This window comes from Mesorhizobium silamurunense (genome assembly GCF_014843905.1).
In the GTDB taxonomy this organism is placed as follows: Bacteria; Pseudomonadota; Alphaproteobacteria; order Rhizobiales; family Rhizobiaceae; genus Mesorhizobium; species Mesorhizobium silamurunense.
In genome coordinates, this window is sequence record NZ_LPVS01000073.1 from 67,261 (window position 1) to 75,191 (window position 7,931).

At 64.3% G+C, this 7,931-nt stretch carries 7 protein-coding genes; 3 read left to right on the forward strand and 4 right to left on the reverse strand.

Going from position 1 to position 7,931, the window contains the following annotated elements; all coding sequences use genetic code 11:
* Position 1: 1 nt before the first annotated feature.
* Together kdpA and AU465_RS20960 are read right to left on the reverse strand one after the other, a co-directional pair.
* Positions 2 to 1,705, reverse strand: coding sequence for a potassium-transporting ATPase subunit KdpA (gene kdpA / locus AU465_RS20955; protein WP_192252295.1), 1,704 nt, complete (start codon positions 1,703 to 1,705; stop codon positions 2 to 4).
* A gap of 21 nt (positions 1,706 to 1,726) precedes the next feature.
* Positions 1,727 to 1,816, reverse strand: a complete 90-nt coding sequence (locus AU465_RS20960) for a K(+)-transporting ATPase subunit F (protein WP_036257910.1) — start codon at positions 1,814 to 1,816, stop codon at positions 1,727 to 1,729.
* Positions 1,817 to 2,414: 598 nt separating this feature from the next.
* On the opposite strand from AU465_RS20960, the gene AU465_RS20965 reads away from it, so the two are divergent.
* Together AU465_RS20965 and AU465_RS20970 are read left to right on the forward strand one after the other, a co-directional pair.
* Positions 2,415 to 3,362, forward strand: coding sequence for a MurR/RpiR family transcriptional regulator (locus AU465_RS20965; RefSeq protein WP_192252298.1), 948 nt, complete (start codon positions 2,415 to 2,417; stop codon positions 3,360 to 3,362).
* A gap of 209 nt (positions 3,363 to 3,571) precedes the next feature.
* On the forward strand, positions 3,572 to 5,362 hold the full coding sequence (locus tag AU465_RS20970) for an NAD(P)/FAD-dependent oxidoreductase (protein ID WP_192252301.1): 1,791 nt from the start codon (positions 3,572 to 3,574) through the stop codon (positions 5,360 to 5,362).
* Between the two features lie 146 nt (positions 5,363 to 5,508).
* Here AU465_RS20970 and AU465_RS20975 read toward each other — a convergent pair whose 3' ends face one another.
* Entirely contained in the window at positions 5,509 to 6,735 is a 1,227-nt protein-coding gene (locus tag AU465_RS20975) for an amidohydrolase/deacetylase family metallohydrolase (RefSeq protein WP_192252304.1), read from the reverse strand.
* A gap of 27 nt (positions 6,736 to 6,762) precedes the next feature.
* Positions 6,763 to 7,128 carry a RidA family protein gene (locus AU465_RS20980; protein WP_192252307.1) on the reverse strand — a complete coding sequence of 122 codons (366 nt, stop codon included), beginning with the start codon at positions 7,126 to 7,128 and terminating at the stop codon, positions 6,763 to 6,765.
* Positions 7,129 to 7,330: 202 nt separating this feature from the next.
* On the opposite strand from AU465_RS20980, the gene AU465_RS20985 reads away from it, so the two are divergent.
* A complete protein-coding gene (locus AU465_RS20985; RefSeq protein WP_192252310.1) occupies positions 7,331 to 7,816 on the forward strand; it encodes a hypothetical protein in 486 nt (161 codons plus the stop codon).
* Positions 7,817 to 7,931 lie beyond the last annotated feature (115 nt).

Sequence of the window (7,931 nt, forward strand, 5' to 3'; positions counted from 1 at the left end):
CTCAGAAGGTCTGTCCGTGGATCATCGCCAGGTGCTCGACGATCGGACCGACGGCGAGCGACGGGAAGAAGGTGAGGCCGCCGACGATGATGATGACGCCGACCAGCAGGCCGACGAACAGCGTGCCGTCGGTCGGGAAGGTGCCGGCGGAGGCGGGCACGGTCTTCTTCGCGGCCAGCGAGCCGGCGATGGCTAAAGCCGGGATGATGACCAGGAAGCGGCCCATCAGCATGCCGAGGCCCAGCGTGATGTTGTACCAGGGCGTGTTGCCGGAGAGGCCGCCGAAAGCCGAGCCGTTGTTCGCGGCAGCCGAGGTATAGGCATAAAGCACCTCGGCGAAGCCGTGCGGGCCGCCATTGGCCATCGAGGCCACGGCGCTCGGCAGGACCACGGCGATTGCCGTGAAGACCAGCATCGCGAACGGCAGGCAGAGGATGGCAAGCATCGCCATCTTGACCTCCTTGGCCTCGATCTTCTTGCCGAGATATTCGGGCGTGCGACCGACCATGAGGCCAGCGACGAAGACGGCGACGACGACGAACATCACGATGCCGTAGAAGCCGGCGCCGACGCCGCCGACGATCACCTCGCCGAGCTGCATGTTGATGAGCGGGATCATGCCGCCGAGCGCGGTGAAGGAATCATGCATGGCGTTGACGGCGCCGCAGGAGGCCGCCGTGGTGATGACCGCGAACAGAGCCGACAAGGCGATGCCGAAGCGCGTTTCCTTGCCTTCCATGTTGCCGCCGTCGATGCCGAGCGCATGGACCAGCGGATTGCCGGCGGCCTCGGCCCAGTAGCAGACTGTAACGCCGATGAGGAACAGCACGCCCATCGAGGCGAAGATCGCCCAGCCCTGGCGCTGGTTGCCGACCATGCGGCCGAAGACATTGGTGAGAGCAGCGCCGATCGCGAAGATCGACAGCATCTGGATCAGGTTGGAGACCGCGTCCGGATTCTCGAACGGATGCGCGGCGTTGGCGTTGAAAAAGCCGCCGCCATTGGTGCCGAGCATCTTGATGGCGACCTGCGAGGCGACCGGCCCGAGCGCGATGGTCTGCTTGGCGCCTTCCAGCGTGGTGGCGTCGACATACGGCCCAAGCGTCTGCGGCATGCCCACCCACACATAGGCGAGCGTCAGCACGATGCAGAGCGGCAAGAGCACATAGAGCATGGTGCGGGTGAGATCGACCCAGAAATTGCCGATCGACCTGCCCGAAGCGCGGGCGAAACCACGGATCAAGGCAATCGCGATGGCAATGCCGCTGGCGGCAGAGACGAAGTTCTGGACGGTAAGGCCGGCCATCTGCACGAGATAGGACATCGTGCTTTCGCCGCCGTAGTTCTGCCAGTTGGTGTTGGTGACGAAGCTGACGGCGGTGTTGAAGGCGAGCCCGGCCTCGATCGCTGTCATGCCCGCGGGGTTATAGGGCAGGGCGCCCTGCAGCCGCTGCAGCGCGTAGAGAACCAGGAAGCCGGCGAGATTGAAGAGCAGCATGCCGGTCGCGTAGATGGCCCAATGCTGTTCTTCCTTCTCGCTCGTGCCTGCGAGGAGATAGAGCCCGCGCTCGATCGGGACGAGCACCGGCGACAGAAAGGTGCGATCACCGCTGAAGACGCGGTGGATATAGCCGCCGAGCGGCTTCACGAGCAAAAGCAGGATCCCGCAATAGACGAGGATCTGTATCCAGCCATTTATAGTCATGATGAGTTCTCCGCGTGCCCGTCAGAAGCGCTCTGGGCGGATGAGCGCGTAAGTGAGGTAGGCAAGCAGGAACAAGGTCACCGCGCCGCCGAGGATGTAATCGAAAAGCATGGCCTGATCCTTCTGCTTAGATTCTGTCGCAGGCTTTGACGTAGGCTAAGGACAGGGCGAAGAACAAAATCCCGATCCCGAGAACAATAAGGTCCATTGCAGACGTTCCTTTTTTCGCTTGTACTTTTCCGCTCTCGAGAAGTGTGGCAAAACCACGAACAGACACACGCCATCTCGCCAGTGGCGGCGGTCAAAGCTTCTTGTCGGAGCGGAATATGGACCCGATCGCCATAAAGGTTCGAGACGGGGCGGGAGGGAAAGAAATAGGAATCTTATAAAGGTTTTGCGCTCGGCAACGCCGGGTCTCCGATCATCGACAGGTGACGTGCATTTTGCCCGCAGCCGGACCCACCTTTGCGGGATGGCAACAGCCTTCCGGTCGACGAGTCGGTCCCCTGCATTGCTGGGCAAAATCAGCTGTAACTACCTTACCTGCCTGTGTTACTTTCCTACATATCCGCCTCCAGGCGACAGCCGTTTGTTGATGGGCGGTGCAGCAGCAGGCCTCGATTTTTGAGTAAAGGCTGAGGCAGCGGCCTGCGACGCGATGGTGGGCAGGCGCAAGGAACGGCGGAGCGCAAAACATGGCGGAGACCGGATGACCGAAGCTGACGCCCAGGAGCTGCGAATTTCGAGCGAGGAAGGCGACGGGCACGACCATGTCCGGCGCTTCCCGGACATCATTTCGCAGGTGAAGGACAGTTACGCGGATTTGCGCCCGGCCGAGCGCCGCGTCGCCGATGTCGTGCTCGACGACGTCAAATATGCGGTCGATGCGTCCAATGCCGCGCTGGCGCAACGCGCCCAGGTCAGCGAGCCGACCGTCACCCGTTTCTGCCGCGCCATCGGCTGCGAGGGCGTTCGCGATTTCAAGCTGAAGCTGGCGCAGAGCCTGGTCGTCGGCGCGCTCTATCTCAGCACCAAGCCTCAACCCTCGAATGGCGACAGCGGCATGCCGTTCTGGAGTGCCGTTTTCGGCGAGGCGCGCCGCGCGCTGCAGGAGGCGGAACGGCAGATCGATCCAGGGCAGTTGCAGAAGGCGGCGGAGCTGATCGCCAAGGCGCGGCAGGTCACGGTGTTCGGCCTCGGCGGCAGCTCGTCGGCGCTGGCGCAGGAGACGCAATACCGCCTGTTCCGCTACGGCATCACGATCAGCGCGCAATGCGATCCGTATCTGATGCGCATGACGGCTTCGACGCTGAAGCCAGGCGATCTGGTGATCGCGATCTCGGCAACCGGCCGTACCCGGGAAGTGATCGAGGCGGTGGGGCTTGCCAAGCATTATCGCGCCAACGCCATCTGCGTCACGGCGCCGGACACCGAACTGACGCGCGTCTGCGATGTGCGGCTGACGATGGCGGTTCCCGAATATCCCGACACGCTGAAGCCGACCGCTTCGCGCTACGCCTTTCTGGCGGCCATCGACCTTCTTGCGGTGGCGTCCGCCTACGAGCTCGACGGCTCGGCGCGCGAGACGGTGCGCCGCATCAAGTACAACGCCCAGATCCATCGGACGGGGAAGGAGATGGAGCCGCTCGGGGATTGAGGTGGTCGATATTCGGGTGAGGCCGGCCTGCAAATGGCGGTCTCCTGCGCTTCCGGTGCTCACGTACCTTAAGTACGCTCCGCTCCGGTTCTCGGGGCCCATCATTTTCGGCGCGTCCTGACCCGAATCTCGGCCACCTCAAAGCGCATTTCCTTGGGCGTCGCCGGTGGGCTTGGCGGTGCCAGTCGACTTTCGGAGGACGGAACAAAATGCTCGACATCGCACCATCGCAACAGGCGGCTACCTGGCTCGGCTCGTTCGGCCGGGCGCTCGAGGCCGGCGACATCGAGGCGGCGACGAACCTTTTCGTTGAGGATTGCTACTGGCGCGACCTGCTCACCTTCACATGGAACATAAAAACCATGGAGGGCCAGGCGGCGATCCGCGAGATGCTGAAGGCAACGCTGTCGGTAGCGAAGCCGTCGCATTGGCGTCTGTCGGGCGAAGCAAGTGTCGACGACGGCATCATCGAAGCCTGGTTCAGCTTCGAGACGGCCGTGGCGCGGGGCGAGGGGATATTGCGGCTCCAGGACGGCCGCTGCCGCACGCTGTTCACGGCGATGAGCGAGCTCAAGGGTTTCGAGGAACAGAAAGGTCCGGACCGGCCGCTCGGCATCCGCCACAAGGCCGATCCCGAACGCGAGACCTGGGCCGAAGCCAGAGCGCGCGAGGCGCGCGACCTCGGCGTGCACGAGCAGCCCTATTGCCTGGTGATAGGCGGCGGCCAGGGCGGCATCATGCTGGGCGCTCGGCTGCGGCAGCTCGGCGTGCCCACTGTCATCATCGAGAAGAACGCGCGCGCCGGCGATTCCTGGCGCAACCGCTACCGCTCGCTCGTTCTGCACGACCCGGTCTGGTACGACCATCTGCCCTACATTCCGTTCCCGGAAAACTGGCCGGTCTTCACGCCCAAGGACAAGATGGGCGACTGGCTGGAAATGTATGCCCGCGTCATGGAGCTGAATTACTGGGTCGCCGCCAAATGCATCAGCGCCGCCTATGACGAGGTCGAGAAGGCCTGGACGGTGGTCGTCGACCGCGTCGGCCAGCGCATCACGCTGAAGCCGAAGCACATCGTCTTCGCCACCGGCGCCTATGGACCGCCGCGGCAGATCGAGCTGCCGGGCGCGGACAGCTTCAAGGGCGAGCTCCTGCATTCCAGCCAGTATTCCACCGGCGAGAAATTCCGCGGCAAACGCGTCGCGGTGATCGGGGCGGCAAGCTCGGGCCACGATGTCAGCGTCGATCTCTGGGAGGCAGGCGCCAAGGTCACCATGGTGCAACGCTCGCCGACGACGGTGGTGAAGTCCGACACGCTGATGGAGGTCGGCTTCGAGATCTTTTCCGAAAAAGCGCTAGCGCGCGGCATCCCCACCGACAAAGCCGACATGATCGTCGCCTCGACGCCGTTCGCGCTGGTGCCGAAAGGCCAGCGGGCGCTCTACGATGTCATCAGGGAGCGCGACGCCGAATTCTACAAGCGCCTCAGCGACAGCGGCTTCGCCATCGACTTCGGCGAGGACGAGACGGGGCTGCTGATGAAGGCCTACCGTACCGGTTCCGGCTTTTACATCGATGTCGGTGCCTGCGAGCTGATCCTTAACGGCGAGATCGCGTTCAAGAGCGGCGTCGGCATCAAGTCGCTGACGCCGAACGGCATCCTGTTCGAGGACGGCAGCGAGCTCGCCGTCGACGCGATCGTCTGCTGCACCGGCTACCAGTCGATGAACGAGACGGTGGCGGGGATCGTCTCGCGCGAGGTCGCCGACAAGGTCGGTCTGTGCTGGGGCCTCGGTTCCGGCGTCAAGGGCGACCCAGGCCCGTGGCAGGGCGAACTGCGCAACATGTGGAAGCCGACGGCGCAGGACGCGCTGTGGTTCCATGGTGGCAACTTGGCGCTGTCGCGCTTCTATTCGAAGTTCGTGGCGATGCAGCTCAAGGCACGCATGGAGGGGATTGCCACGCCGGTTTACGGCGAACCGAGCAACGCGAGACGGTAATCTCCCCCTTGAGGGGGAGATGTCGCCGAAGGCGACAGAGGGGGTCGCCTCGCGTCAAGCGCCAGCCCTCATCCATTGCAGGAGGGCGAGCCCAGTCGGACCGACCCCCTCTGCCCTGCCGGGCATCTCTCCCTCAAGGGGGGAGATCACCCCCGCCCGAAATGCCTGGCCGCCACATCCACATGAGTGTGATGCGCATGCGGCTCGAAACGCTCAGTCTCTTTGTGATCGGGCGCCTCGTTCGGCCACCATTTGCCGCCTATGACGATGCCGTTGGAGACCAGCCGCCGATCCGCAACCAGCGAGGCGCCGACAGCATCGACAAAGGTGAAGCGGCCTGGCTTCTGTCTGAGCACGGCGACATCGCCGATGCCGCCGACCTTGAGCGCGCCGAGCTCGGGCCTGGTGATCGCCTCAGCCGGGCGCTGCGTCGCCGCGCGCAGCACCTCGACCAGCGGCATGCCGAGCGCCATGAGCTTCGACATGCAGACGAGGATGTCGAAGGCTGGGCCGTCGACGCAGTACAGATGGACGTCGCTCGAGATGACGTCCGGCGCCAGGCCTTCGGCGAGCATGGCCTTCGCGACGTCGAAGTCGAAAGAACCCATGCCGTGGCCGATGTCGAAGATGACGCCGCGCTCGCGCGCCAGCCGCATGTCCGGCCGCACCGCGCCGGACGCGAAGACCGGCGCGTTGGGAAATGGCCGAAAACAGTGGGTGAGGACGTCGCCGCGGCGCAGCCGTGGCAGCACTTCCGAGCGGCCGGGCGGCGGCTCGTCGATATGCGCCATCAGCGGCAGGCCGACCTTGTCGGCGGCCTCGAGCGCGAGGTCGACCGGCGCGATGCCGCTGGTGCCGCCGGCGTGGCGGCCGGAGCGGACTTTGACGCCGACCACCACATCGGCGTGCTCGCGCACCGCCGCAACCGTTTCGCGCGGCTCGCAGAGCCTAAGATCGGCGCATTCGCCGACGGACACGGTCTTGGCGAAGCCGAAGATGCCGGCGAAGGAGATGTTGACGTAAGCGAGGATGCGGACCTTGGAGCGCTCGATGACATGGCGGCGAAAGCCCAGGAAATTGCCGGCGCCGGCGCTGCCGGCATCGATGAAAGTGGTGGTGCCGCTCTTGGCGGCGAGCCGGTCGGCATCGACGCCGAGCGACGTGCCGCCCCAATAGACATGGCTGTGCAGGTCAACGAGCCCGGGCGTGACGATGCAGTCCCTGGCGTCGACGACCTCACCGGCGGCCTCCGCATCGATTGCCGCGTCGATCGCGGCGACGCGGCCATCGGCGATGGCGACATCGCGCAGCGCATCGAGGCCCGAGGCCGGGTCGATCACACGGCCGCCCTTGATCAGCAGATCGAACTGCATCGGCGCCTCCTTCGTTGTCTTTTGCGATCAGACCGGGCGGTAGGCGACGGCTTCGATCTCGATCTTGATGTCGATCATCAGGCGCGACTCGACGGTGGTGCGCGCCGGCGGGTCATTCGGGAAGTGCCTAGCATAGACCGTGTTGAAGGCACCGAAATCGCGGGCGTCCTCGAGCCAGACGGTCGTCTTGACCACATCGTCCATGGTGCAGCCGGCAAGCGCCAGCGCAGCCTTGACGTTCTGCAATACCTGCTCGGCCTGCTCGGCGATGCCGCCCTTGACCACCAGGCCGTCGCTGCCCACCGGCACCTGGCCGGAGACATAGACGAAGTCGCCGGCGCGAACGGCCGGCGAGAGCGGGACATGCGATTTTCCAAAGCACTGCTTGGGCAAGTGGGCCTCCTTTGTCGACCGAATGGGTTCATTCTGATAGCCGTCTACGCCTGTCGGCGTGATCCTCCTAGAGGCAATGTCGGAAAGCAACATTTTTTCGAAATCCATGTTGCTTTATTACAAAAGCCTGAGCATCCTGCGCCCGAAGCCGGTACGCAACCGGCGGGGAGCCGGTGGCAGGCAAGAAGAGGGAAGATCCAGCATGACCTTCGACAAGAATCCATTTCCGGAGGGCGATGCAGATCGCCACGCGCTGTGGGAAATGCTGGTGCGGCGCGACATCGACGCCTTCCTCGGCCAGGACTGGTCGATGGTCGAGGACGACTTCATCGCCGAGAGCTTCTTCGGCATGCATGCGCATTTCCTCAACGATGCCGACGCCTGGCGACTGCAATTCCCGAGGCTGGAAGTCTATCGCGACGAGTGGCTGCGCCAGGCCAAGGAAACCGCCGCGACGAAATTCGCCGAGCCGCTGCGCGAGGCGCTGTTCCGCGTCACCAACATGCGCGACATCGACGTCGACGGCGATCGCGCGGTGCTGCACAAAAAGTTCGACGGCTCGGTCGCCAGGGCGGATGGCGGTGTCGACCGCCTCAAATGGCAGACCCTCTACTTCTGCCGCAAGGTCGGCGGCCGCTGGAAGATCGCCGGCTTCGTCGGCTACATGCCACATCCGCTGGGAAGCTAGGGGATCTGTTGATATTCAGGTGAGGCCGGCCTGCAAACGGCGACTTCCTGCGCTTCCGGCCTTCGCCGGCCGAAGCATCATGACATGAGAGTGGCGTGGCAGTTAAGGCTACGGC